The organism is Allobacillus halotolerans, assembly GCF_018967645.1.
In the GTDB taxonomy this organism is placed as follows: domain Bacteria; phylum Bacillota; class Bacilli; order Bacillales; family Alkalibacillaceae; genus Allobacillus; species Allobacillus halotolerans.
Genome location: NZ_JAHLZF010000018.1, coordinates 1 through 24,925 on the forward strand (window position 1 = coordinate 1; position 24,925 = coordinate 24,925).

30 protein-coding genes are annotated in these 24,925 nt (G+C 39.0%); 11 read left to right on the top strand and 19 right to left on the bottom strand.

The window, feature by feature from the left end:
• Positions 1-369: 369 nt before the first annotated feature.
• Positions 370-933, bottom strand: a complete 564-nt coding sequence (locus tag KQ486_RS11085; protein ID WP_144163822.1) for a DUF6241 domain-containing protein — start codon at positions 931-933, stop codon at positions 370-372.
• A gap of 227 nt (positions 934-1,160) precedes the next feature.
• On the opposite strand from KQ486_RS11085, the gene KQ486_RS11090 reads away from it, so the two are divergent.
• Positions 1,161-1,532 (top strand): YgzB family protein, encoded by a 372-nt coding sequence (locus KQ486_RS11090; protein ID WP_144163821.1) that lies wholly within the window; start codon positions 1,161-1,163, stop codon positions 1,530-1,532.
• A gap of 81 nt (positions 1,533-1,613) precedes the next feature.
• Here KQ486_RS11090 and perR read toward each other — a convergent pair whose 3' ends face one another.
• The 5 genes from perR to KQ486_RS11115 form a co-directional block, all read right to left on the bottom strand.
• Positions 1,614-2,057 carry a peroxide-responsive transcriptional repressor PerR gene (gene perR / locus KQ486_RS11095; protein ID WP_144163820.1) on the bottom strand — a complete coding sequence of 148 codons (444 nt, stop codon included), beginning with the start codon at positions 2,055-2,057 and terminating at the stop codon, positions 1,614-1,616.
• A 178-nt stretch (positions 2,058-2,235) separates the two neighbouring features.
• A complete protein-coding gene (locus KQ486_RS11100) occupies positions 2,236-2,793 on the bottom strand; it encodes a cob(I)yrinic acid a,c-diamide adenosyltransferase (protein ID WP_216687657.1) in 558 nt (185 codons plus the stop codon).
• A gap of 1 nt (position 2,794) precedes the next feature.
• Positions 2,795-3,745, bottom strand: a complete 951-nt coding sequence (locus KQ486_RS11105) for a D-2-hydroxyacid dehydrogenase (protein WP_216687658.1) — start codon at positions 3,743-3,745, stop codon at positions 2,795-2,797.
• 29 nt (positions 3,746-3,774) lie between these two features.
• The gene (bcp, locus tag KQ486_RS11110; RefSeq protein ID WP_216687659.1) at positions 3,775-4,245 is read right to left on the bottom strand and encodes a thioredoxin-dependent thiol peroxidase; all 471 of its coding nucleotides are present in this window, start codon (positions 4,243-4,245) and stop codon (positions 3,775-3,777) included.
• Positions 4,246-4,401: 156 nt separating this feature from the next.
• Entirely contained in the window at positions 4,402-4,788 is a 387-nt protein-coding gene (locus tag KQ486_RS11115) for a potassium channel family protein (RefSeq protein WP_144163816.1), read from the bottom strand.
• 113 nt (positions 4,789-4,901) lie between these two features.
• Between KQ486_RS11115 and KQ486_RS11120 the strand changes: the two genes are divergently transcribed.
• Together KQ486_RS11120 and KQ486_RS11125 are read left to right on the top strand one after the other, a co-directional pair.
• Entirely contained in the window at positions 4,902-6,197 is a 1,296-nt protein-coding gene (locus KQ486_RS11120; protein ID WP_216687660.1) for a glutamate-1-semialdehyde 2,1-aminomutase, read from the top strand.
• Positions 6,198-6,854: 657 nt separating this feature from the next.
• Positions 6,855-7,916: an FUSC family protein gene (locus tag KQ486_RS11125; protein ID WP_144163814.1), complete on the top strand. Its 1,062-nt coding sequence runs from the start codon at positions 6,855-6,857 to the stop codon at positions 7,914-7,916.
• On the opposite strand, the gene KQ486_RS11130 is transcribed toward KQ486_RS11125, so the two are convergent.
• The 9 genes from KQ486_RS11130 to ntdP form a co-directional block, all read right to left on the bottom strand.
• Entirely contained in the window at positions 7,913-8,410 is a 498-nt protein-coding gene (locus tag KQ486_RS11130) for a hypothetical protein (protein WP_216687661.1), read from the bottom strand. The two genes, KQ486_RS11125 and KQ486_RS11130, sit on opposite strands and share 4 nt — an antisense overlap.
• The gene (locus tag KQ486_RS11135) at positions 8,403-9,617 is read right to left on the bottom strand and encodes an MFS transporter (protein WP_216687662.1); all 1,215 of its coding nucleotides are present in this window, start codon (positions 9,615-9,617) and stop codon (positions 8,403-8,405) included. Before KQ486_RS11135 ends, KQ486_RS11130 begins: the two co-directional genes overlap by 8 nt.
• Complete coding sequence (locus KQ486_RS11140) at positions 9,601-10,794, bottom strand: DUF58 domain-containing protein (RefSeq protein ID WP_216687663.1); 1,194 nt, start codon at positions 10,792-10,794, stop codon at positions 9,601-9,603. Before KQ486_RS11140 ends, KQ486_RS11135 begins: the two co-directional genes overlap by 17 nt.
• A gap of 218 nt (positions 10,795-11,012) precedes the next feature.
• Positions 11,013-11,249 carry a hypothetical protein gene (locus KQ486_RS11145; RefSeq protein ID WP_144163810.1) on the bottom strand — a complete coding sequence of 79 codons (237 nt, stop codon included), beginning with the start codon at positions 11,247-11,249 and terminating at the stop codon, positions 11,013-11,015.
• Positions 11,250-11,297: 48 nt separating this feature from the next.
• Positions 11,298-11,519: a hypothetical protein gene (locus tag KQ486_RS11150; RefSeq protein ID WP_144163809.1), complete on the bottom strand. Its 222-nt coding sequence runs from the start codon at positions 11,517-11,519 to the stop codon at positions 11,298-11,300.
• 182 nt (positions 11,520-11,701) lie between these two features.
• The gene (locus KQ486_RS11155; RefSeq protein ID WP_246569302.1) at positions 11,702-12,130 is read right to left on the bottom strand and encodes a DUF5412 family protein; all 429 of its coding nucleotides are present in this window, start codon (positions 12,128-12,130) and stop codon (positions 11,702-11,704) included.
• A gap of 227 nt (positions 12,131-12,357) precedes the next feature.
• Entirely contained in the window at positions 12,358-12,531 is a 174-nt protein-coding gene (locus KQ486_RS14400; RefSeq protein ID WP_144162230.1) for a Fe3+ hydroxamate ABC transporter substrate-binding protein, read from the bottom strand.
• Between the two features lie 258 nt (positions 12,532-12,789).
• Positions 12,790-14,577 (bottom strand): ABC transporter ATP-binding protein, encoded by a 1,788-nt coding sequence (locus tag KQ486_RS11160; RefSeq protein WP_216687664.1) that lies wholly within the window; start codon positions 14,575-14,577, stop codon positions 12,790-12,792.
• Between the two features lie 119 nt (positions 14,578-14,696).
• The gene (gene ntdP, locus KQ486_RS11165) at positions 14,697-15,221 is read right to left on the bottom strand and encodes a nucleoside tri-diphosphate phosphatase (protein ID WP_144088169.1); all 525 of its coding nucleotides are present in this window, start codon (positions 15,219-15,221) and stop codon (positions 14,697-14,699) included.
• Positions 15,222-15,332: 111 nt separating this feature from the next.
• On the opposite strand from ntdP, the gene KQ486_RS11170 reads away from it, so the two are divergent.
• The gene (locus KQ486_RS11170) at positions 15,333-15,770 is read left to right on the top strand and encodes a hypothetical protein (RefSeq protein WP_216687665.1); all 438 of its coding nucleotides are present in this window, start codon (positions 15,333-15,335) and stop codon (positions 15,768-15,770) included.
• A 46-nt stretch (positions 15,771-15,816) separates the two neighbouring features.
• Here KQ486_RS11170 and KQ486_RS11175 read toward each other — a convergent pair whose 3' ends face one another.
• Together KQ486_RS11175 and mutY are read right to left on the bottom strand one after the other, a co-directional pair.
• Positions 15,817-15,987, bottom strand: coding sequence for a gamma-type small acid-soluble spore protein (locus tag KQ486_RS11175; RefSeq protein WP_144088170.1), 171 nt, complete (start codon positions 15,985-15,987; stop codon positions 15,817-15,819).
• A gap of 93 nt (positions 15,988-16,080) precedes the next feature.
• The gene (gene mutY, locus KQ486_RS11180) at positions 16,081-17,166 is read right to left on the bottom strand and encodes an A/G-specific adenine glycosylase (protein WP_216687666.1); all 1,086 of its coding nucleotides are present in this window, start codon (positions 17,164-17,166) and stop codon (positions 16,081-16,083) included.
• A 54-nt stretch (positions 17,167-17,220) separates the two neighbouring features.
• Here mutY and KQ486_RS11185 point away from each other — a divergent pair, with 54 nt between their 5' ends.
• Positions 17,221-18,204 (top strand): metal-dependent hydrolase, encoded by a 984-nt coding sequence (locus KQ486_RS11185; RefSeq protein ID WP_216687667.1) that lies wholly within the window; start codon positions 17,221-17,223, stop codon positions 18,202-18,204.
• 47 nt (positions 18,205-18,251) lie between these two features.
• Here the strand turns inward: KQ486_RS11185 and KQ486_RS11190 are convergent, their stop codons facing one another.
• Both KQ486_RS11190 and recX read right to left on the bottom strand, forming a co-directional pair.
• Complete coding sequence (locus KQ486_RS11190; protein WP_144162212.1) at positions 18,252-18,590, bottom strand: YfhH family protein; 339 nt, start codon at positions 18,588-18,590, stop codon at positions 18,252-18,254.
• A gap of 16 nt (positions 18,591-18,606) precedes the next feature.
• Complete coding sequence (recX, locus tag KQ486_RS11195; protein WP_216687668.1) at positions 18,607-19,428, bottom strand: recombination regulator RecX; 822 nt, start codon at positions 19,426-19,428, stop codon at positions 18,607-18,609.
• A 57-nt stretch (positions 19,429-19,485) separates the two neighbouring features.
• Here recX and KQ486_RS11200 point away from each other — a divergent pair, with 57 nt between their 5' ends.
• From KQ486_RS11200 to KQ486_RS11225, 6 genes are all read left to right on the top strand, one after another.
• Positions 19,486-20,391: a TIGR01777 family oxidoreductase gene (locus tag KQ486_RS11200; RefSeq protein ID WP_216687669.1), complete on the top strand. Its 906-nt coding sequence runs from the start codon at positions 19,486-19,488 to the stop codon at positions 20,389-20,391.
• A 251-nt stretch (positions 20,392-20,642) separates the two neighbouring features.
• Positions 20,643-21,194: a GNAT family N-acetyltransferase gene (locus KQ486_RS11205; RefSeq protein ID WP_216687670.1), complete on the top strand. Its 552-nt coding sequence runs from the start codon at positions 20,643-20,645 to the stop codon at positions 21,192-21,194.
• 1,038 nt (positions 21,195-22,232) lie between these two features.
• Complete coding sequence (locus tag KQ486_RS11210; RefSeq protein ID WP_144162201.1) at positions 22,233-22,652, top strand: helix-turn-helix domain-containing protein; 420 nt, start codon at positions 22,233-22,235, stop codon at positions 22,650-22,652.
• Between the two features lie 323 nt (positions 22,653-22,975).
• Positions 22,976-23,179 carry a PLD nuclease N-terminal domain-containing protein gene (locus tag KQ486_RS11215; protein WP_216687671.1) on the top strand — a complete coding sequence of 68 codons (204 nt, stop codon included), beginning with the start codon at positions 22,976-22,978 and terminating at the stop codon, positions 23,177-23,179.
• Positions 23,180-23,182: 3 nt separating this feature from the next.
• Positions 23,183-24,091 (top strand): ABC transporter ATP-binding protein, encoded by a 909-nt coding sequence (locus KQ486_RS11220; protein WP_216687672.1) that lies wholly within the window; start codon positions 23,183-23,185, stop codon positions 24,089-24,091.
• Positions 24,091-24,864, top strand: a complete 774-nt coding sequence (locus KQ486_RS11225; protein WP_216687673.1) for an ABC transporter permease — start codon at positions 24,091-24,093, stop codon at positions 24,862-24,864. Before KQ486_RS11220 ends, KQ486_RS11225 begins: the two co-directional genes overlap by 1 nt.
• Positions 24,865-24,925 lie beyond the last annotated feature (61 nt).

Consider the following 24,925-nt stretch of genomic DNA (forward strand, 5'->3'; position numbering starts at 1 on the left):
GTTTGTTTCTTTCCCAATCAATAAGAAAGAAACCGAATTGACTTCAGGCTATTTTGTTTAGTTTTCAAGGTTCGAAATGTTCTTTGTGTTTCTTCGCTTCAAAACAGCGACTTTATAAATGTAACACGCATTCAAGTTTGCGTCAATACTTTTTTTGAATTTGTGTTAGCAACTTATTTAGCTGTTTTTGCGACGCTTATAAATATAGCATGGAGTATTTATGGAAGTCAATAGATTTTCTCTTCTTTTTTTCACTTTCTTAGATCACCCCCATTAACTACCGGTTCTCCAGTCGTTAAATGATTTCTCATTCTTTCATTCTCGCAACTATTTAATGCAAATGTCTACTCGATGCAACTTCCCTTTCAACTATCGGTCTCCTGATCCTTCTCTCACTTGCTCAATATATGCCGCTTCTTCTTCCTCACTCATAACGCCATAAGCTTCACCGACGGTTCCATTCTGCATTCGCCATATTGTATTATGGTCTTCATCGGCTTGTGAAAAATCTCCATTAGACCAGCGAGTCAGTATATCACGATAGATATCTTCATTATTGATTGATATTTCATCCAACCCATTCAATAGCCAATCAATTCTTTCTTGTGTGATTAAATAGAAGCCCCATTTTTTATTGGCCTTTACTTTTTGGTGCGACATCCCATGAATATACTCTCTGTAATACGCTTCGTTCAATTCGCTTTGCTCGCGTTTTTGACCGAAAGGGTTTTTACCTTCTTTTTGATATTCTTCAATCTCTTCTTCTGTTACATCTTCTTTTGCTTGTTCTCTTGCTTGCTCAATTTCTTCATCCACTTCTGGTTCGGTCTCGTTACTTTCCCCTAAAAAATTTGGATTCATCCAATAGTATGTACCAGCAACGACTATTGCAACAATCAAAATTGGTAAAATCCATTTCCATATTCCCTTCAATATGATCCTCCTCAATGTGTCCTTGGTGATTGTGTAGGATGTTTTTTCATAATTGGTAGATACTTTCATTCTAGACAAAGCCAATTCAAAACGAAACCATTTTTTAGAATTCTTTCCTATAGGTAGGGTCTTTTTATCTTTTCGACAATCTATTGAATGTTCATTCTTCCATTAACAAGTTATGAGACAAATATGCTATACTTCTTGTGGAAAGAAGGAGGTTCACCATGGGGTTAAAATACAGTAGTAAAATTAATAAAATCCGGACAGTAGCTTTAGGGCTAATCTTTGCCGGAATGATCATTATGTATATTGGACTTTATTTCAGAAATATTGAATGGTTGTTAGTCACGTTGATGATTCTTGGCCTAATAGCCATTGGGTTGAGTACGGTTATTTACTTATGGATTGGCATGTTATCGACAAAAGCCATTCCGATTGAATGTCCGGAATGTGGAAAACCAACTAAGATGCTCGGACGAGTCGATGCTTGTATGCATTGCAAGCAGCCTCTCACATTCGACCGCAACCTTGAAGGTAAAGAATTTGATGAAAAGTATAATTCCAAAAAGTATTGGAAAGAACAACAAGACAAATAACAACTTCATTCATATTTATTATGTGCATATGTAAAAAAGGGCTAATTAGTTAGCCCTTTTTTTGTGTCTTTCGTTATTACTCTAATGCTTTGCCAGTTGCTGGCAATCTTCGCAAGTGCCGTAAACTTCCATCCGGTGGTTCGTTACATCAAATCCTGTCACTTGTTCAGCAAGTTGTTCCACTTCGTTTAATGAAGGGTAATGGAAGTCGACAATCTTCCCACACTCATCACAAATGATGTGGTAATGATCGGATGTGTTGCAATCAAATCGACTGGAAGAATCTCCGTATGTTAATTCTCGAACAAGTCCGATATCTAAAAAAACGCGAAGGTTATTATAGACGGTCGCAACGCTCATGTTCGGAAACTTGTCTTCCAATGCTTTATAAATTTCATCTGCAGTTGGGTGCTTCATGGATTGCATCAAGTATTCCAACACTGCATGACGCTGTGGTGTAATACGTACACCTGATTTCTTTAAGGTTGTTAATGCTTCTTGTAATCTTTGCTCAGGCACCGTCATGCACCTCGCTTTCCTAAATAATAATATTCTTACATTAGAATGCTTATAATCTAGTTTACTAAGCGACTCCCATGATTGTCAATTAAATTGTATTCTTTCTAAATAAGCTAAGCAGTTCATTGCTTAAAAAGAGAGGATTGGATTACTTGAGATGATCCATTCTGTATCTAAGATTCCGTTAAATATCTGTATGCAAAGGTAGTTCCTCGCCACCTAAATGATAATTCACATATCTAGCTGCGACAAACAAGAAATCAGAAAGGCGATTTAAATAGGATTGTACCAATGGATTGGTCAAGTCATCACCCATGGAAATCGTGACACGTTCCGCACGGCGAGCAATCGTCCGAGCTACGTGCAGGCTCGCTGCTGCTGGATGGCCAGATGGCAGGATGAAATTTTTCAATTCATCTAGATCTTGATCCCATCGATCGATTGTTTCTTCCAAATGATCGATATGCTCTTGTTTCAACTTCCACATGACCTCTTTATCACTAGGTGTTGCAAGTTCTGCGCCGACATGGAATAAAATAGTCTGCACTTTATGAAGTGCATCAATGACTTCCTGCTTCCCTTCCCACGTTTCATTCACCAATTGACTAAGTGCCATGCCAACCATTGAGTTTGTTTCATCACAGGTTCCGTAGGCTTCAACCCGGACATCATTTTTAGGAACTCTTTTCCCATAAATCAAGGAAGTTTTTCCTTTGTCACCTGAACGTGTATATATACGCATATTAATACCCCTTTCGAACATCAATTTGATTGAGCGGAAAAGCTTCCTTTTTTAAGTAAGCATCCAAGTTTTGTTTAAAAATCTCAAAACCCCGCGGTTGATAATGTCTAGAGATTCCAGATAAGTGCGGTGTAATAGTGGTATTTTCTAAACTCCACAATGGACTACTTTCATCTAGAGGCTCTTCTTCCATTACATCCAAAATCGCATGTCTTATTCTGTCTTCTTTTAAGGCATCGATTAACTCTTGTTCATTGACAGTTGTTCCGCGACCCATATTTAGAAAAACTGCATCATTTTTCATCGCGTTGAACTGTGTACCAGTAAAAACTTTCTCTGTCTCTTCTGTTGCCGGCAAAACATTAATTACATAATCAGCATTCCCTAATTGTGCATTCAGTTCATCCATTGTGTACGTTTCATCAAAGTTTTCTTTCGCACGCCCACTTTTTGAAATACCAATCGTTTTCATGCGAAAAGCTTTCACCAAACGTGCGACCTCCTGACCAATTGCACCCGTTCCAGCAATCAGCATCGTTTTCCCAGAAATCTCAACCATTTTTACCGCGCGTGACCATTCATGAGCTTTTTCTTGTTCATAAAGCTCCTTCGCTTGTCGTTCAACTTGGAGTAACATCGCAATTGCATATTCACCCATTGGCCCCGCAGAGATTCCTCGTGCATTTGTCACATCGATACCCTTCTCAGCAATCTTCTTTAACGGCATGTCATCAAGCCCTGCTGAGACAACCATCATCCACTTCAGCTTCTTTGCTTTCTCAATATGTTCTTCAGTCAAGTCCACACCATAAGTGACAACCACTTCTGCTTCATGCAATTCCGTTTCCGCTTCCTCAATCGATTCTTTCCATAAAAACTCGACTTGAGGGAATGTTTTTTCCATATCTTCCTTGATTGCTGCTTTCGTTTTGAATGTCGTTAGTACTTTCATATTGTTTTTACTCCTTTAAGTAGCATGTCTTATTGCAAATTGTTTTCGATGTATTGTAGTGCTTCTTCTACGTGATCCTTCACTTTAACTTTTCGGAATTCCTTCACTAGATTCCCTTCTTTATCAATGATGAAAGTAGAACGTTCAATTCCTTCATATTCTTTTCCGAAATTCTTTTTCAACTTCCAGACGTCATAGGTTTCAGCGACTTGATGGTCTTCATCTGCGAGTAGTAAAAACGGCAACTCATGTTTTTCAATGAATTTGTTGTGTCTATCAACTGAATCCGGGCTTACACCTAGAATAACTGCATCCAACTCGCTAAATTTCTCATATTGATCTCTGAAATCACAGGCTTGAGTCGTACAGCCTGGTGTCATATCTTTTGGATAAAAATATAAAACGACGTATTTCCCGCGATAATCCGCTAAGCTGACGGAATCACCGTTACTTGCTGGTAGTGTGAAATCAGGCGCTGTTTGTCCTACTTCTACTGTCATATAAAACATCCCCTTTATGATTGTTTGTACTATAAGATTACCGAAGTTTTCTGACAGTGACAAATATTTATATCGTTTACCGCAGCTTCATCGTCCGTTCGACAAACCTCCAGTGAACCTGGGAAATTTCCCGGGAAATAAGTTGCATCATGGCGACTAACCGAGGAGCTTGTACAAAAATGCTGCAGGGAGTAAATAACCGATCATCGCTTCAAATAAAGCGATTGGCTTACCGATGCCGATTGGTGTTACATCACCATAACCGACAGTCATTAATGTAACACCACTAAAATAAACCGAGTGAAAAAACCGCTCGAAGGACGTACCAGCTTGGAGCGGCTGATCGATGAGCAATGAAAACCCTGCTTCGGAAAGCAAGAAATAGAGCAGCGCAAAACCGAGCATCAAGATGAAGTAGATGGCTATAAACGAAGTGAACAGCTCTTTTGAAAAAGCACCCCGCACATCTTGATAATTTTTTATAAACACAAATAAGCTACTAATGATAATCAGTATGACGAGTATAGCAAATAAACGATCCATGTAATCACCAGTTTCTTCGTTAGTGCTTTATTATATGAAGTTTCTCTTCAAAAGATGTTCGCGAATCGTTATGCTAGAATGGTTAACGAGAATCTTTTAGGAGGTATGTTGTTATGAACCGATCTACATCTGAAAAACTTTATCAAGAAGCAAATGATTTAATCCTCGGCGGTGTCAACTCGCCATCACGTGCATATAAAGGGGTTGGAGGTGGAACTCCTGTTTTTATGGAAAAAGCGAAAGGCAGCCATTTTTGGGATGTCGATGGGAATGAGTATATCGATTATTTAGGTGCTTATGGTCCAATCATTACAGGACATGCACATCCACATATTGCTGAGGCGATTTCTACAGCCGCTTATAATGGTGTACTATATGGAACGCCGACAAAATTAGAGAATCAGTTTGCGAGAATGTTAAAAGATGCAATTCCAACGTTGGAAAAAGTACGTTTTGTAAATTCCGGTACGGAAGCAGTGATGACCACCATCCGTATCGCTCGTGCGTATACGAATCGAACGAAAATCATTAAATTTGCTGGTTGTTACCATGGTCACTCTGACTTAGTGTTGGTTGCTGCAGGTTCTGGACCCGCTACTTTAGGAACTCCTGATTCTGCTGGTGTACCTCAAAGTATCGCACAAGAAGTAATCACAGTTCCTTTTAATGACGTGGAAGCTTTCCGTGATGCATTAGATCGTTACGGCGATGAAGTGGCCGGTGTCCTAGTAGAACCGATTGTCGGTAATTTTGGCATTGTCGAACCCGCAGTTGGTTTCTTGGAAAAAGTGAAAGAGCTGACACATCAGAATGGTAGTTTGTTAATTTTTGATGAAGTCATTACCGCTTTTCGCTTTCATTATGGCAGTGCACAAGAATTAACCGGTGTGAATGCTGATATGATTGCGATGGGTAAAATCATCGGTGGAGGCCTTCCGATCGGTGCTTATGGTGGACGAGCGGATATCATGGAACAAGTTGCGCCGCTCGGACCTGCTTACCAAGCTGGAACAATGGCTGGAAACCCAGCATCGATGGCCGCAGGAATTGCTTGTCTTGAAGTTTTAAATGATCCAGCCCACTATGAGCGGTTAGACGAGATGGGTGCAAAATTGGAGAAAGGAATTTTAGCAAGCGCAAGCAAGCATGGTCTTCCGGTAAAAATTAACCGATTAAAAGGAGCATTTACCGTTTTCTTTACCGATGAAGAAATTACAAATTATGATCAAGCGGAAAATACCGATGGCGAAATGTTTTCTCGATTTTTCAAATTGATGTTGGATCGAGGAATCAACCTTGCGCCGTCAAAATTTGAAGCTTGGTTCTTAACGATTGCTCATACCGACGAAGATATCGAAAAAACATTAGACGCAGTTGATGATAGCTTTGCAGAAATGGCGAAATCCTAGTTTTATGTACTTTTATATGAAGCTCGACTAATCCGTAGTAATAATTGCTGATCATCTGCAATCGCAAGTAGGAGAACTCCAAGTCGAATTGATCACACTGAAGCGATGCTGATTAACACTGAAGGTTTGCGTATTAACACTGAAGGTTTGTGAATTAACACTGAAGCCACGCCGTTTAACACTGAAGCTTCGTGAATTAACACTGAAGCGACGCCGTTTAACCCTGAAACTTTACGAATTAACACTGAAGCGACGCCATTTAACCCTGAAGCAGAAGAAATTAACACTGTAGCGCAACGTCTCAGCCAAGAAAAATAGAAGAGTTTCAATCCGAGTGTTCGTGCAAAATACAAACATAAAAAAGTTTCCCCAAAAAAGCAAAAATAGTCTTGTTTTTTTCATTTAATGTGTTAATATATAGATAATTCAGAATTATTGGATTACCCCTTATTAAAGGAACGATGTTATGAAAACTCCCTTCCTTTCTGGTATTGCCAGATTGAAGTGTTCGCAATTTGTGCGGACGCTTCTTTTTTTGTTGCATATCAGATTGTTATAGGTAGTAGATTGTTATAAGATAAAAAGAGATACGACATTCGTTATAAACGAGAAAAAATTCTCGTCGTCGATATTTGAAAAGAAGTGGAGGTTGATTTAATGAAATTAGGTGCACGTGCATTCAAGACAGGTGTCGCAATTATGATCACGATGTATATCGCCACCTTGATTGGTTTTGAGGCTGGATTCTTTGCTGGAACAATTGCGGCCGCAACGTCACTACAGCCCTCCATCTATCGTTCCTTTCAAACGATGGCAGAGCAGATTCAAGCGAACATTCTAGGTTCAGCTATTGCAATCACGCTCGTCTTGACAGCTGGAAACGCTCCCTTCTTAATTGGTGCAGGTATTGTGCTCGTTATAGGTATATGTACGTTTTTCAAAATGAAGGAAGATACTACCTTTATCGCTATTATCGCTGTTCTCGCATTGATGATGGACTCTTCTAATGTCGTTTATTTAGAGTTTGCCGGAATGCGGTTCACGACTATTTTAATTGGTATTTTTTCTGCGTTCTTGGTGAATTTGGCTTTCTTGCCGCCGAAATATGAAATCCAATTGTTTAACCAAATCAGTGAGTTAACCTCCGATCTTTTGCAGTGGATTCGTGTGACGACAAGGCATCTAGCCGATCAGCCTGCTCTCAAAAAAGAAATTGAAATGCTAAACACGGAACTTTGGCAATTGGAGAACACGTATTTGTTATTCTCGGAAGAACGGACATATTCAAGAACAAAGGGAATCGAACGGGCAAGAAAGTTAGTCATTTTCCGTTCGCTTATTTCACTATCCCGAAAGTCTTATGATTTATTGACGACACTACACCGACTGGATTACGATATCGAGCATATTTCCAAAGATATCAGTAGGCGAATTTTAAAAGAAGTCGATAAAGTCATGCATACACATGAGAAGTTGATGCTGATGTATCAAGGCCGGATCCGCTCAAAGGATACCGACCCGCTCCATAGTGTTTCAACTCCTGATGTTAAGGGGTTGATTGTTGAATTGATCAATTATTATGATGAAGGTGACGAAGAAGCGCGGTTAAAATTAATCCCGCTTGCGTCGATGTTATATGATTATCATGAAGAAATGATGCATTGTAAAATGTTGATGAAAAGTTATTTGAAGAAAGCATCTGACCATGATTTCGACTAAACAAAAAAGAAAAGTAACACCATTAACGCTAGGTTCACAAGGTATGAATATTCGATTTGTCGTTCCGCTGACGTTGTTGCATCTGCAAATTTATGAACACCGGTGATCAATAGCAACTGCCATAAAAACGTGAAGTAATACAGTAATGCATAAAAACTAACACGGTGATTGAGCAATTCTGTAAATGAATCATTTTCAAAAGCAATGATGAGAGCAATGAACGATATGGTGAACCAAGCAAATATAATTGGTAACATTTTTTTCCAAGCTGGATGTTGTAAAAACGTCTGGCTTTTCTTTGTTTGAAAGAGAAAAATCAAGCACATGAGACCACTAATGAAAAGAAAACCGATCATAACCAATAACTGAGAAGTAACCATTCCCATCGAATCACCTATTTGATAATGGAGATCAACATCCAACTGATTAAAAATAATAGCACTTATGACTAAAGTGATAACGACGATTACTTGATAGATGGACCATTTATTCATTGTTGCTCTCCTTCTTGCCTTTTAACATTTGTTTCAGTACGGAAATGTCATTCTGAAATGATTTTATTTTGTTCTCATCATTTTTTTCGGCATAACGTATTTTTTCATAACGTTCGATTACTTGCTGCCGCTCTTTACCAAAGATTTGTTGCCGGTCAAGCCACTCGTCGATTGTTTCATCAGGGTAACGACCGAGCTTTTGGTTTGCAGCCCATTTCTCTAGTTGATAATAAATTTTTCGGATGGCATGTTTCGGTGCCTGTTGACGATTGCTCTTCCACAAGTGTTGCTCGGTCGTACGATTCTTTTGTACCGTAACCGTCTTTTCCTTCTGTGAGGCTTCTTCTGGTGTCAACTTTTTTCGATGCCTTAAAATTAAAAATAGAAGGATTAAGATCACTAGCCCACCGATTCCATATAAAAACCATTCAATATACGTACCAATCATCGTTGTCTCTGATTCCGGTTGTTGGGGACCTGTAACGATTTCAGTTTCATTTTCGATGGAAATAGGTTCCGGCGGCTCGATATCAATGTACTCTGTCAGCTTCATGATTGGTGAAACAATCCAAGCAAGAGCCATCAGCACGCCGTAAAAGACATATTCAAACAAAAAACGTAGATACGGATAAAGAAACGTTAGCAAATAGGTACCAACAAACAATACGAATCCAATACCTAAAAACCAAACCACTTTCTTTTTGCCGACACTGTTTGCGCCATCCGGGTCGCTAAGATAATAAAGCAAAAATCGTCCAAGCAAAAACGTAAACAAAAAGACAGCCGCCATCAATAAGTAGTCGTTCGCAAATGGGTAGCCATTCCCTATACTGAATAGATATGCGACTACGCTTAGCACCAACGTACTGACGAGAATGGTTTCTTCATGGTCTTGATCCGGTTTCATTAAATGAGATTCAATCCGAACGAATAAAACAACGGCCATGAATAACACCAGCAAAAAATGATAACCGAACAAAAATGCCAAGCCACCCGCCAAAATCGGGCCGAAAGCAATCAACGGTCTCCCTGACTTCAAAAAAACAAGCGTACTAACTGCATAAGCTACGATCGCTAGACAGAAAAGAGAAATCAATGACACCCCAAGATCATTTTGCATATGGAAAAAATAAACAACAATCCATAAAGGGAACAACTCTAAGACGTATTGATAGAATTGAGCATAACGATTAGGCAAATGATCCATCTGCAGCCACCCCCTCTTCTTGGAGATCTTCATGCTGCAAATGATGGACCCGAGATCCTTTTAGTTCGAACAAGCGATAATAGTAGCCATAATCCGGGTGATCCATCCCGGCTTGAATCACATCTGTCGTTAATGGTTCCTTCGATATGATTTGATTCAGCATGTTTTCAAACGGTACGGTAAATGTTCCTCCTTGGATGCGCGCCAATAGTTCAAGCGTATTCCCGAGATGCTTCTCCCCTTTTCCTTCAACTTGATGAATAAACGGCACACGATTCATCGATAAAATATTAATATATAAAGAGTAAGGAATCCCTTTTTTAGTAGCGTCAAACGCCAAGTAAGCGATTTGCTCGATCATATCTTCAAATGCATCTTTGTTCCCACGTGTTACCTTTACATTGATTAGAAACATCCGTGATAAGTGACTAACTCGCTCGTCAACTTTTACTTGGAAATCACCTGTCCTTGCGCTTGCTTTCCAATGGATTTGATTAAATGGATCACCAAATTCATACGGTCTTGTGCCAATGTTTCGAGCTCGATCTATGTATAAGGATTGCTGAGTTACATGTTCACCTTTACCTTTTGGCTGCTGAAGCAACAAATTGTGAACAGCTTTTTTCTTTGGAAAAACAACAACTTCCGTTAAGTTCAAATCCTCCAACTTCAAATAAATCTGATTCAAGTTGAATGGATTTGGTAAACTAATCTCCAGGCTACGAATATGCGATACGCCACGCTGCTTCGCCGTATAAGGAAACTCTATTGTTTTCTCTTCCCAAAACAATAGGCTGAATGGCTTTTCGATAAATGTTCGTTCTCTACGACGATGCATTTTACCCCCACTTAACTCAATGGCATCATCCATTTCCAACGAAATTTTGCCCATCAATAAAGGTAAAATACCCTTTTGCCGAATTGTCAACTCAATTGAACTGGTATCCCCCGGGTCCACTCGCTGCTGTTTTTGTGTAACTGAAACCTCCAAAAAGTCATCCACATGTTTTTCATAAAATAGACTCAATGCATAAATAGCAATGATGAGTATTGCCAGAAACAATAACAAAAAAGCATGCCCGGCTGAAGTGATTAACCCACCAACCAACAATAGTATAGAAATCACTGTTAGTGGACGAAATATACTATTTTCGAGAATGGATTTATGAAATGACATATCGCTCTTCCTTATGTAAGCTTTTCCCATACTATATCATGAATTCAATCATTTCTGAAAATAAATTTTATGATGTGGAAGCGTTCGGTTCCGTTTTGGAGGAATAAAAGAGGTCCCTGATCGGTTGGAAGTTTACACTGTTAAACAGTACTTTAATTTCAATATCACGACTGCCAGGAAGCGCATGGCGACTCCGATTTTAGAGTAACTTGCAATTATTATTCACAATCACACTCAAATTCCTTGAATTTATATTCCTTGTACAGTGTTAATTCCCCAATATCACTTGAAGCCGTCTCGTAAACTTTGACTAAGGGAGCAATGTCTTGTTCAGCAAACCTTTTTACTTGCTTACCCATATCAACAGAAGAATCTAAATTATATTCATTCATATCTTCATATAAATCATTATGTTCACAAACATCATATGTAACGGCAACATAACTTTTTGACATGATTAACACCTGCTTTGTCATTACTATTTAATAGTTGAGCAAGATTGTCTATTTTCTAATTTCATAGGTAAGTAACTTCATTATATAAAAAGATAGTCCAATTAAAGCTGTAATTACGCCGCCTATAAATGTTATTAAGGGTATAATGCTACTTTCTTCCTGGTTTACATAGAATTCTGGTAAACCGATCATAAGTATTTTTCCAATACCAGATAAAGCTATAATAATGAAGCCTGAACAAGTAAATATTGCTGCGATGTATTTATTCATTTTACTCCCACCTTATCTTTCAAAATGACTTGCTTATATAATTTCTTTTGAATTTCTTAATATCCTTCTTTAATAATTCTGTTCCGTCATAGTTCAATAAGTCTGATCCTGTTAAATGGCTAACAATTGAAAATTATGGGCTATTCGTCTCCAGATTTGCTTTCCGTAGTCCAAAGTGACATTCATTTTTGATAACAAGTTTCATATTCATCTTTCATAAGCCAACTCTGACAGGCTAATCCTCTGTCATGATAAATTTCTCTCTCCACGTCTAATTTAATACTTTTATTTAGTTCGGGGTACTCAGATGATTCATTTATAATGAATAGCGTATCTTTATCTACCCATTCAATTTTAAAGTTATTATTCACATCACTATAATAGATCGTTTTCTGTTCGTCTTCATCATTATGTTTTGTTATTTCTACCCATACATTAACTCCACCTGCTGCGCCACCATATGGTTCATAATATGCATTTGCCGTATACTCACCTGTGGGTGAAATTACAGGTCCGGGTCCTGTTTGGGTATATTCTTTATCAATATCGTTAAATGTAAAAAAATACATTATATATATGTAGAGAGAAGATACCAAAACAACTCCTGACAACGTTGCGATCAACATTTTTTTGGAAAAGGTTTCTTTTTAGCAAAGTATGTAAATAATTTTATACATAAAATCAAAAACATTATAATGGTAACAAAAGAAAATAAACCAAATACAATTATAATGATGCAACCTCCCCTTAGTTAGCTACTCAAAAATCGTTCATATATGTTTGTTTTACAATATACTTCGTTCGCTAATATTCGCGTTAATTCAATAAACCTTATTCCTTAATTAGTATCTTTATTAAAACAGCTTTCACAAATAAATTTCCCTTCGTTACTTAAATACGCCTTTATTTCAGTGAACCCCTTACGCTTTGGGTAGCGCATTCTTATAAAAACAACGTCATCAGCTTTAATCTCTTTACCACATTCAATACATTTAGGTTTATCCTCTAGCAAAATATCACTTCTTTCCTTTAAATTTCTTTATCATCTGGCTGCGTTTGATGAACATTTCAATTAAATGTTATATACATTTTATCAGAAACCCTCTATTTATCTGCAAAGAATTTAGCAAATTTTTCAGTCAATTGACTAAACCTCGCATTCCTGCTGGTCACGAAAACATTTATAACGCCAAAAAATAGAGGTCCAAGCCGTACGTGGCTTAGACCTCTTATTTGTAGGTTATTCTAACTTTAGCTTTCTTGAAGTACTCTATCGAATATTTCTCACTTTATTTTTCGTTAGCTTACCTTCATCATCCAGTTCTTGTACTTGATAAAGGTTATAATAAATTCCTTTTCTCCGCATGAGTTGCTCATGGCTGCCTTGTTCTTTTATTTGTCCATCTTCAATCAATATGATTCGGTCCGCATGGGTAATCGTTGATAAACGGTGAGCCACGATAAATGTCGTGCGGTCATGGGCAAGTTTGTTCATTGCCTCTTGAATTAAGTGTTCACTTTCTAAGTCAAGCGCAGATGTTGCTTCATCCAACACAAGTAGTGGTGGATTTTTCAAAAAGACACGCGCAATCGCAACACGCTGTTTTTGACCACCGGATAGTTTGACACCACGTTCTCCAACGAGCGTATCATAGCCTTCTGGAAGTTCCATGATAAAGTCATGGGCGTTTGCTGCTTTTGCCGCTTCAATCACTTCTTCATCAGTTGCATCAGGATTTCCCATTCGAATATTTGTCGCAACAGAATCACTGAATAAAATCGTGTCTTGGAGAACGAGTCCAATTTGGTCACGCAACGTTCGTGCTTGTACCTTTGTAATATCTATTCCATCAATCGTAATTTTCCCAAGACTTGGATCGTAAAATCGAGGGATCAAGCTGACAAGCGTTGACTTTCCTCCCCCACTCATTCCGACTAAAGCAACTGTCTCGCCTTCAGCGACTTTTAGATCGATATTTTTAAGTGCGTATGACTCATTTGGATTATATTTAAATGATACATTTTCAAAATGAACATCACCTTTGACAGCTTGCATTGGTTTGGCATTCGGTTCATCGGTAATGTCATATTCTTCATCCATGAATTCAAATACCCGGTCCATCGAAGCATGTGCTTGCGTCAATTGGGTCGAAGAGTTGACTAATCGTCGAAGTGGATTATATACACGGTCCATATATGCTGTAAAGGCAACCAATGTACCGAGCGATACGTTTCCATCGATGACAAAATACCCACCGACAGCGAGTAACAATAATGGCGCCAAATCTGTAATCGTATGCGTTACTGAATAAGATTTCGCATTCCAACTTGTAAACGCTAATGCGCGGTTTAAATAGTTAGCATTTCGATCATCAAATTGTTTTTGTTCATGATCTTCCAACGCAAAGCCTCGTACGACTGGCATTCCTTGTACACGCTCAGTCAAATGACCTTGCACTTCAGCGAGTGCTTGTGACCGTTCTCGTGTTAAGTTACGTAAACGTGAGTAAAAGTATTTTACCGAAAATCCGTACACAGGGAACAAAACGATTGCGACTAATGTCAACAATGGATCAAGCCAGATCATAATACCAATCGCAATTAGGATGGTCACCATGTCCAACCACAAATTCATGAGCCCTGTCATGATAAACGTTTTCGTCTGTTCAACGTCGTGAATTACTCGAGAAATAATCTCTCCAGTTTTCGTTCTGGAATAAAAGTTCAAACTCAACCGTTGAATATGATCGAATAATGTATTTCGAATATCATATAAAATTTTACTGCTTACCCACTGGGCGTAATATTGACGGAAATATTCAACTGGAGGACGTATAATTAGGAATAAGAAGAATGCAATTCCCATCGTCCAAAGCAGTTTATCTAACTTTTCACTGTTGCTCAATGCTTCAGCACCAACGATGTCGTCAATTACATATTTAATAATTAACGGCATCAATAGCGGGATACTGAATTTCACTATTCCAATTAAAATTGTAAAGAAAATTTTCCATTTATATGGCTTAACAAAGGCCAAATACCTCTTAATACTATCCATGTCTTCACCTGCTTGTAAGTTCAAAACAACTATTTATTTTTATAATCATGATATTTTTTCAAAAAAAGACTGCCTTTAGTACGATCCAGCAGTCTGTAGCATATTTATTATTGCACAATTCAATAAGTCAGATACTGTTCATACCAACGTTCTGTAAAATCAGGTGCAAATGGACCTTTCCGTTGTAGAATCCATTGTTCCAAAATGCCTAACTGCTTGTACAAAATCCGTTCAAGTACTACCGGATAATTCATTAACTGTTTATGTTCGATAAATTCATCTTCATCCAATATTTTATAAGTCATATCCGGAAAAACTTTTATATCCAAGTCATAGTCGATATATTTAACTGCGCCTTCATCGAGTACGTAAGGCGAGCCGATATTCGAGTAATAATGGACACCGTCATTTCGTAACATACAAATAACATTAAACCAATAATTCGCCGTAAAATAAGCAATCGCTGGTTCGCGCGTAAACCAAGTCCGACCATCATTTTCTGTCACCAACACCCGATCGTTCGCTCCGATTAACATTGAAGAAGTACTCTTTAAGACAGTCGTTTCTTCCCAAACCCGGTGGATGGCGCCATTATGTTTGTAACTCTGAATTTCAATAACTTCACCAGCCTTTGGGTTCTTCATGATATACCTACTTTCCTCACAATTACGTTTCAAAATTTATTTTGAATTAATTGTAACACAGGACATACACCATAGCGATTAAGATGCGTTCGTTGTGAGGTGCCGCTTCGTATGTACAATTTATTGTTGGTAATTGTTGATAAATGCTTGCTGACTGTTGATATGACGCTCCTAACTGTTGATAAACAAGCGCTGACTGTTGATACGGTGCGCCTAACTGTCGATAAACGAACGCTCACTGTTGATACAGCGCGCCTGACTGTTGATAAACGAGCGCTAACTGTTGATACAGCACGTCTAACTGTCGATAAACGAGCGCTAACTGTTGAAAAAGCGCACCTAACTGTCGATAAACGAACGCTCACTGTTGATACAGCACGCCTAACTGTCGATAAACGAGCGCTGACTGTTGATACAGCACGTCTAACTGTCGATAAACGAGCGCTGACTGTTGATACGACGCGCCTAACTATTGATAAACAACCGCTGACTGTCGATACAACGCTCTTAACTGACGATAAACGTCACACTGACCACCAAAATGTTTAAAAAACCAGCCGCGCTTGTTCGCACGACTGGTCGCATCATTACTATTTTACTTTTTTTGTTCAGATTGCTTGTTTCGACGACGTACTTCCTGAGCATCCGTCTCACTAGCAAATTCTTCTGCAAATTGGTTTCCTTGAGCAGATTGATTTTGCTTCTGCACCTTTTTGATATTTGTTCCTGCAGCAGTTTCGTTTGGCTGACGTTTGTTTTTAGCCATTTATATCACCTCCGCAATGATTACTTTGTCCAATCTTTGCGGAGGTTATCCATCGAATTTTACTGTCAATTAATACAAGTAGCAAAGCTATTTTTAAGTGGTGGCAATTTGTTGTTTTATTTTATGCTGAACTTTTGAGAGTGGATATTGGTCCATATCTTCCAAAGTAACAAATTGCCCGTGATCTGTTGAAATATCTCCGTCCGAAACGCGGCAAAAAATTGGGTAGACTACCCATATGACATGGCTGAATACGTGTTTCACCTGCTTACCTTCATGAATCATTTCGAGATTCAAACCGTATTCCAATTCGATATAGTGGATGGCTTCATCTTTCGGAAACTCAGCTTGCTCGACCAAGGGAAATTGCCATAAATTTGCGAGCAGTCCTTGTGCTGGTCGCTTTTGAATTAGGTACTGTCCATCAGCTTCAATCACCATCGCGAAATAAGCAATCGTTCGTTGTTTTTTCGCTTTTGTTTTAACAGGCAGTTCTTCTTGGATACCTTTTGAGAATGCCGTACAATAGTATGAAACAGGGCATTCATTGCATTTTGGTTTTTTCGGCGAGCAAATTAAAGCACCGAGTTCCATCAATCCTTGATTAAAGGATGACGGATCCTCTTTTGAAATAACCGCTTCTACGACTTGTTCAAATTTTTTCTTCGATTTTTGGTCGGCAATATTATCATACATCTCAAATATCCGCGACATAACACGCATCACATTACCATCAACAGCAGGGATTGGCTCATCAAAAGCGATGCTCATGATTGCTCCTAACGTATATGGACCTATCCCCTTCAATTTTTTCAGTTCGGATGACTCTGATGGAATTTGGCCATCATATGTAGCAACGACTTCTTTTACTGCTGTATGTAAATTTCTAGCGCGTGAATAATAACCAAGACCTTCCCATGCTTTTAACACATCTTGTTCATCTGCATTGGCTAAGTCTTTAACAGTTGGAAAGCGTTCCATGAACTGATTAAAGTAGGGAATCACCGTATCAACACGCGTTTGTTGTAGCATGATTTCAGAAACCCAAATTCGATATGGATCTTGGTTTTCTCGCCAAGGAAGTTCTCTCCTAATACTTTGGTACCAGTTAATTAGGTCTTGTTGAAATGAATGTTTATCAAAGCTTTCGGGTATATATGTGGTTGACGTGTTATTCATGATTCACTCACCATTCTTTGTGTTTACATAAATAATCTTAAAGGAGGTGCACTGTTGGATACTGCAACTCACTTGACGATGGGAGTCGCATTAAGTGGTCTTTCTGTAATAGATCCGGTCGTTGAAGCCGACCCTAGTTTATTTACTGCTACTTTTTTCGGAGTTGTCATTGGCTCGATCGCCCCAGACTTCGATACGATTTTTAAATTAAAGGACAATGCAACGTATATTCGACATCATCGCGGCTATTCTCACTCACCGCCTATGCTTATTTTCTGGAGTTTTTTCGTTTCGCTTCCTATTTTATTTTTCACACCGGAAATTTCTTATCTTCATTTATGGCTTTGGACGATGCTCGCCATTATTTTACACGTCACGGTCGATATTTTTAATGCATATGGCACACAAGCGTTCAGACCGTTTAGCCATAAATGGTTAGCTATGGGATTCATCAATACGTTTGATCCGTTCATTTTTTATCTTTTCGTTGCAGGTATTTTCGCCTGGATGCTCGGTGCGAATCCTATTCATACATTCACGATTGTCTTTTTCATCAACATTCTTTATCACATTAAAAGATATTTGGACAAAAAAGAAATTGTTGATATTTTAAAGCGTCATTTTCATGATAGAAACATCGAAAGAATTATTACGCAGCCGACGATCAAGCATAATTGGTGGCGGATTGCCGTCGTTGCAGATGATCAATTTTTCATTGCTGATAGTGTTGATGGCCATATTGAAATTCTCGATATATTCGACCGGAAGTCATTACCTGAAACAGCTGAGATGAATGCGGCATTACTTGATAAAAACGTGCAAGCATTCGTCAACTTTTCCCCGGTTTATCGTTATGAGATTGACCGGCACGACGATTATACAGAAATCCGCTTCATCGACTTAAGGTACCGTTCGAAAGGTCACTATCCGTTTGTTGCGGTCGTTACGTTGGATAAGTTTTATAATATCCTGACTTCGTATACTGGTTGGGTTTATTCTGAAGAAAAACTACAAAAAAAATTAGATGTTCTATCTTAAAGTAAGGCTGCCTAGCGATTGGATTTCAAGGCAGCCTTGTTTTTGAATTAATACAGCTCAATTTTATTTTTCAACAAGGATATTGGAAGGGCTTCTTCTTCATCGATGATATCCCCTTCTACACTTCTTCTCGTTCCCCAAGCAAAGACGCCTTTCAGGTAGCTAATCGTGAACGTTTCACCAACCGCACCTTCTAGCTCGTATACATCACCTTTATTGTAATCCTTTGGGTCCATCATATAGGCTTCAGCCATGACCATTTTTCGTTGATATACTTCAAACTCATTGATCATACCGAGTTGTTCGGCATTTTGTGCCCTTGCCTTCAACCGACCGATCTCAGAACGCAATTCCGGGATCGTGTATTCACTATATCTTTTTTCCATTATTTTCACTTCCTTTTTAGGATTCTATTTCTTCATTCATTTTTTCATCGATAAACTGTTCAATCAACTCGCCTTGAAAACCTTTCTGATAAAGGGATGCCTTCACCTTTTGAATCAACATGCCACCTTCATGCTTCCGTGCTTGTTTCGTCCAAATTTTCTCTCCTTGATAAAAGACAGCTTCTTTTTCCGCATCTTCATCTTTTTCCAAATCAATTTCTTCGACTGCCATTTGGATCGCATCCATTTGATAGCCTTGCTGCAGCATCGATTGCTTGGCTTTGTTCAATTGCGTATGGAATGACTCCCTGTTGGAAGAACGTGTCTTTTTCTGTAATAGTTTGGCTGCTTTTTCAACTTCTATTTCTTTTGAGTACTTTTCCATCGCTCCGTCAATCGTAGCAGGCGAAATCTTTTTCTGCATCAATTCTTGCTTAATTTTATTTGGTCCTTTACTTGTCGTGTTTATTTTCGTTTGAACATAAGCTTCACTAAAGGCTACATCATCGATTAATTTCTCTTGAATTAATTTTTCCATCACAAAAGCGATTTCTTCTTCTGTCGCTTCCTTTTTCACTAAATAATCAACCATTTCAGATTCTGCTCGCATTCGGTAGCTTAAATAATTGATGGAAAGGGTATAGTATTGGTGGATTGCATCTTGTTTTTTTATTTCATCTATTTCGGATTGGGAGATTTCCATCCCTTTTCGAATCGCATGTCGGATCAGCAAGTCCTCATGAACGCCAAATCCGAACGATTCTACTTCATTCGTTTTTATAAAAACATTATATCGGTTTTTATTCTTCTTTTGCGTTGTTATCCGACTGACTATCATATTGACACCTCATTTTAAATTACTTCCATTATAATACACGATAGGAGGGACTTCCACTTGAGAATCATGATTGCTGGTGGCACCGGATTTGTCGGCAGACGATTGATTGACCATTTTCGGAATCCGGAGAATATGATTTACGTACTAACGCGTCAACCAGAAAAACATAAAGATGAACCCTATGTAAAATACATCGAATGGTTAACGCCAGATAGCCAACCAGAAATACCCATTCAGCACGTTGATGTTTGCATTAATTTAGCTGGTGAATCGTTGAATAGTGGTCGCTGGACGGAAGAAAGAAAACGTTCAATTTTGGAAAGCCGCATGACGACGACAAGAGAGTTCATTCGCGTGATGGACGCTTTAAAAGAAAAGCCTGAAGTGTATATTAACGCTTCAGCAATCGGCTATTATGGAACATCGACCGAAAAAATTTTCACGGAAAATACGATGGTCGCCGGACGCGACTTTTTGGCGGAAGTTTGTGATGTGTGGGAGGCTGAAGCCCAGGCAGCCGAAACGATCGGTGTTCGAACTGTTTTCGCCAGATTCGGACTGATTCTGGATCGGAACAACGGGGTATTGCCGTTATTCGCACTACCTTATCAAATGATGATCGGCGGAAAAATTGGTTCTGGTGAGCAGTGGATGTCATGGATCCATATCCAAGACGTCGTCTGTGCGATTGATTGGATCATTCACCAAGAAGAACTGTCGGGACCTGTGAATTTTACAGCACCTAAACCGAAACGAAACAAGGATTTCGGCAAAAAATTGGCTGAGACATTGAATCGACCGACATGGCTTTCCATCCCTTCTTCCCCCGTAAGAGTAGCGTTAGGTGATATGAGTGATTTAATTTTAAAAGGTCAATATGTTCTACCAAGGAAGCTGCAGGACAGCGGTTATTCGTTTAAATATCGTTCACTGGATCGAGCACTTGATAATATTTATAAATAATTGACCTTCTCATTAAAAAAATTCGCTTTTCGACTTAAAAAGCGATTGGCAAACGACCGAAAAAAGTGTATGATTTTCTTAAAGAAATAGGGAAGGCAAATGGTGCGCCACCGCTTGATATCATGCGGTTCTAGTGGGTTCGATTCCCACCCCGGATTTTTGTTGTAACAGATAAAAATTCGAGGGTGAAACGAACGCCACACATGTGCCGTTTTCTTTGACACCCTCATAAAAATGGAGGGTGTTTTATTATGCTTAAAAAACGTGATTTACAAGACGCGCACATTCTCTTCCCCCTATTGAATGACCGAGCGGTAAAACCATATGTCCGTGAAAAAGCCGATTCATTGGAAGCTTATTATTTCTTGATGAACCGGTTTGCCCAGCAAGAGGACAATGGCGAATTGATTTCAAGAACAATTATGGATGATTGGGGCAGCCCGATTGGTGCGATTACTTTATATGATATTGAGGATCGCGCTGGATTTTTGGCCACATGGCTAGGAAAACCTTTTTTCGGAAAAGGCTATAATCAATACGCCAAGGAACAATTTTTATATGAACTGTTCGTCGAGCACGACATCGACCTAGTATTTTTGAAAGTTAATCAATTGAATGCCCGGTCCATCGCAGCCATGAATAAAATACCATACGCCGTTATTGCCAATGACACTTTTCCACACGTTTATGAAAAGATCAACCAGGGGAATAAACGTTACAAACTGTACGCCATTCATAAAGAGGCCTATCTATTGTTTATGAACGAGCGAGAACAACTTGTTGTGGATGAGTTGGAGGCTTAAGTAAATGATCTGGCACATATTTATTGACGTATGTATGTAGGATGGGCGCATATTTTATAGAATGGGGTGCATATTTCGTCGGTTTGGGCGCATATCTTACCAGTTTGGGAGCATATCTCCCGGGTTTGGGCGAATATCCTTCCAGTTTGGGCACATTTACCGCCGAGTTGGGCGCATATCCTTTTGACTTGGGAGCATATCTCACCAGTTTAGACACATATCCCACCCGGCTGGGCATATACTTTCAATTGGGTGCATATCCCGTCGGTATAGGCGCATATCTTACCAGTTTGGGAGCATATCTCCCGGGTTTGGGCGAATATCCTTCCAGTTTGGGCACATTTCCCGCCGAGTTGGTCGCATATCCTTTTGAGTTGGGAGCATATCTCACCGGTTTGAGTGTATATAATTTTGATTAAGCTAATATACCATCAGTTTGGGCATATCTTTGCGACTGGGCTCATATCTCGCTGACTTGGGTGTATATCCTGCCGACTTGGGAGCATATCCCATCGGGTTGGGCACATATCCTTCCAATTTGGGTTCATATCACACCGGCTTGGCCGTATATCCCGCTGACTTAGGTGCATATCTTAATCTTTTAGTTGTATAAATCAGTCCATCGGTATTCTGAAATGATTTTCTGATCAAAAACAACTAAGTTATCCACAACTGTCCACAAATTGTGAGTAACTCTGTGAATGCCTGTTTTTTCAACTCCTTTTATTCACAAGAACATACGCTCTTGCTTGTGGATAATGTGAATAAGTCTGTGAATAGTTAAATAAATCCCATTTCTATTGTGGATAACCTGTATATAGAGTCATTGACGGAACAACCAATCAGTGGCTCTTTTTTCATGACTTTTTGTTCTTATTTAGAACAATTTCTCCATTGTGAAGAATAAGAACACGAACTGCCTCCCTTTCCGTTTTTTTTAGTGATAGCATGATGAGATATAACGTATGTTTCCAGTATCCTGGTTGCTTGATCAAGCGGTTGTTACCGTTACTTCTTAAACGGAAAGCGTGTGTGTAAATGCCATTCAATTTAGCAGCAAATATCCGATATTTTCGCGAACAGAATAACTGGACGCAACAATATGTCGCAGACGCTCTGAATGTCTCTCGTTCAATGATTGCCAAATGGGAAAACCAATCAGCGCAGCCCGACTTACATATGTTGATCAAGCTCAGTGAACTTTTCGAAATTTCCCTTGATCAACTCATTGGACGATCAATCACGAAAGAACACGTTCTCCGCGAAATTGAACGCATTTATTCATTGGAAGAAGAAGTTTCACAACAAGATGAAAACATTATCCAACTCATAGATTTCATCATACGCAACAAACAATTCAACGAACGATTTCGCGAGCTTGCTAGAATGCCTGTAAAAAAGCAACGCATCGTATTGAACATGCTTGAAAAATTAATATCTGATTTAAATAAAATATAAGTTATGAATAGAGGAATGATAGTCGATACTAGTATTGGCTATCTTTTTTTATGTTAAATATTACATTAAAAGTTCAATAGAATGACTTGAAACCTTTTTGAATGATTAACCGTACGTATATTATAGCGGTTCAGTCCGTTGCTTGAGTGAAGGTGTTGGTTTGCATGAGCGGTGATGTGCTTTTTTTGAACAGTCTGCGCAATTCTTTGAACGGTCAACACGCAGCTTTGAACAGTCTGCGCAATTCTTTGAACGGTATTCACTCATCACACCATGCAGTTTAGAGAATTATAGAATCTATCAGCAAAAGGATGGGAGATCAAATGGAAGGGTTAAAAATTATTCAAGAGAATTTAGCGATTCTTGCACCGCTGTTTGTACTGCAATTGATTTTAATGGTCATTGCCTTGATTGATTTGGCTAAAAATGAAGTTCCGCGGGGACCGAAGTGGGTTTGGGCGCTTGTCATTATTTTCGTCAATATTATTGGTCCAATCGTTTATTTTATCGCTGGAAAGAGGAGATAAAAAATGGAGTTAGTGTCTGTGAATGATTTAACGAAAACTTATTCGAAGCATGCTGTCGTGGATCATGTCAGTTTTGATCTTCAACCGGGAAAGTGTGTCGCTTTGCTTGGACCGAATGGTGCGGGGAAAACAACGACCTTACGTATGTTAGCTGGGTTTATTCAACCGACTAGTGGCTCAATTTCATTTAATGAAGATACCCTTTCAAAAGACTTCAGAAAATTTGTCGGTTATCTTCCGCAGTATCCAAGCTTTTACCCGTGGATGTCTGGTGAAGAGTTTTTACACTATGCCGGTCAGTTAGCTGGATTGACTAAAAAAGAAGCATCCGACAGATCAAATGAACTTTTACAACTTGTCCATTTAACGGAATCTGGCAAAAAGCGAATTGGAAAATACTCCGGTGGAATGAAGCAACGACTCGGGATTGCTCAAGCGTTGATTCATGAACCAAAACTGATCATGCTCGATGAACCGGTGTCGTCTCTCGACCCAATTGGACGCCGGGAAGTTTTGAACTTAATTCGTGAATTAAAAAAAGACGCGACGGTTTTATTTTCAACTCATATTTTAAATGATGCTGAAGAAGTGAGCGAAGAGATCCTTCTCATGAATGATGGGAAGTTAATCGAGCAAGGACCGATTTCAGAGATTCGTGGGATGCAGCAAACGGTTACAATCCGTCTTGCCTTTGAAAAAGAACCTAAATTCATTCATGAAAAATTAAAAGAAATTGATTCCGTGTACCAAGTGACTGAGGAAAACGGGACTTTTGATGTTTCAGTACATGATTTAAATGCTGCTCGAGATACGATTTTCAGTCGTGTTCAAGAAGAGGGTTGGGAACTTTCATTGTTTGAGATCACTTCAGGGACATTGGAAGATATCTTTATGAAGGCGGTGAATAAATAATGCAATGGACCGTCATTCTGAAAAAAGAACTCACCGAAAACTGGCGAAATTTCAAATGGCTCTGGGTGCCGATTGTGTTTATCCTTATCTCTATTATGGATCTAATTTCTACTTATTATATGCCAATCATCATCGAATCTGCCGGTGGACTACCAGAAGGCACCGTCATCGACATACCAATGCCAAGTCCGTCTGAAGCGATGTTGATGAGTTTTTCCCAGCTAAATATGATAGGAGTTTTAATACTGACCGTCATGTCGATGGGAACCATTTCCGGTGAAATCAAAAGTGGTGTATATGAACTGATCCTCGCCAAGCCTGTAAAGTATACGAATTATGTCACAGGAAAGTTCTTCTCCTACTGGTTACTTATGATGGTTTCGCTTTTACTCGGTCTACTCGCAAGCTGGTATTATACGAATCTTCTTTTCGGAGAATTAGCGCTTAGCCAAATGTTCGTTGCTGCTTTGTTTTATGCATGCTGGTTAACCTTGGTCATCGCTATCGTCATTCTTTATAATACTTGGTTCAAATCACCCGGATTGATTGCTTTCTTATCGATCATTACAGTCATCATTTTGACAGTCATGACGAACATCTTTGGCCACGTACTCGGGTGGAGCCCGGCTAAAATAACCGAATATATTTCCATCTACTTGCATACAGGCGATTTAGATATCGAAATTTGGTTCAGTGCAATCGTCACATTATTGCTTAGTTTGGCTTGCATACTATTCGCCATTGTATCGTTACGAAATCGAGCAATAGATTAAAAGAACGGGTTTTTGAATTAACACTGAAGCTTTCACAATTAACACTGAAGAAATCTGATTT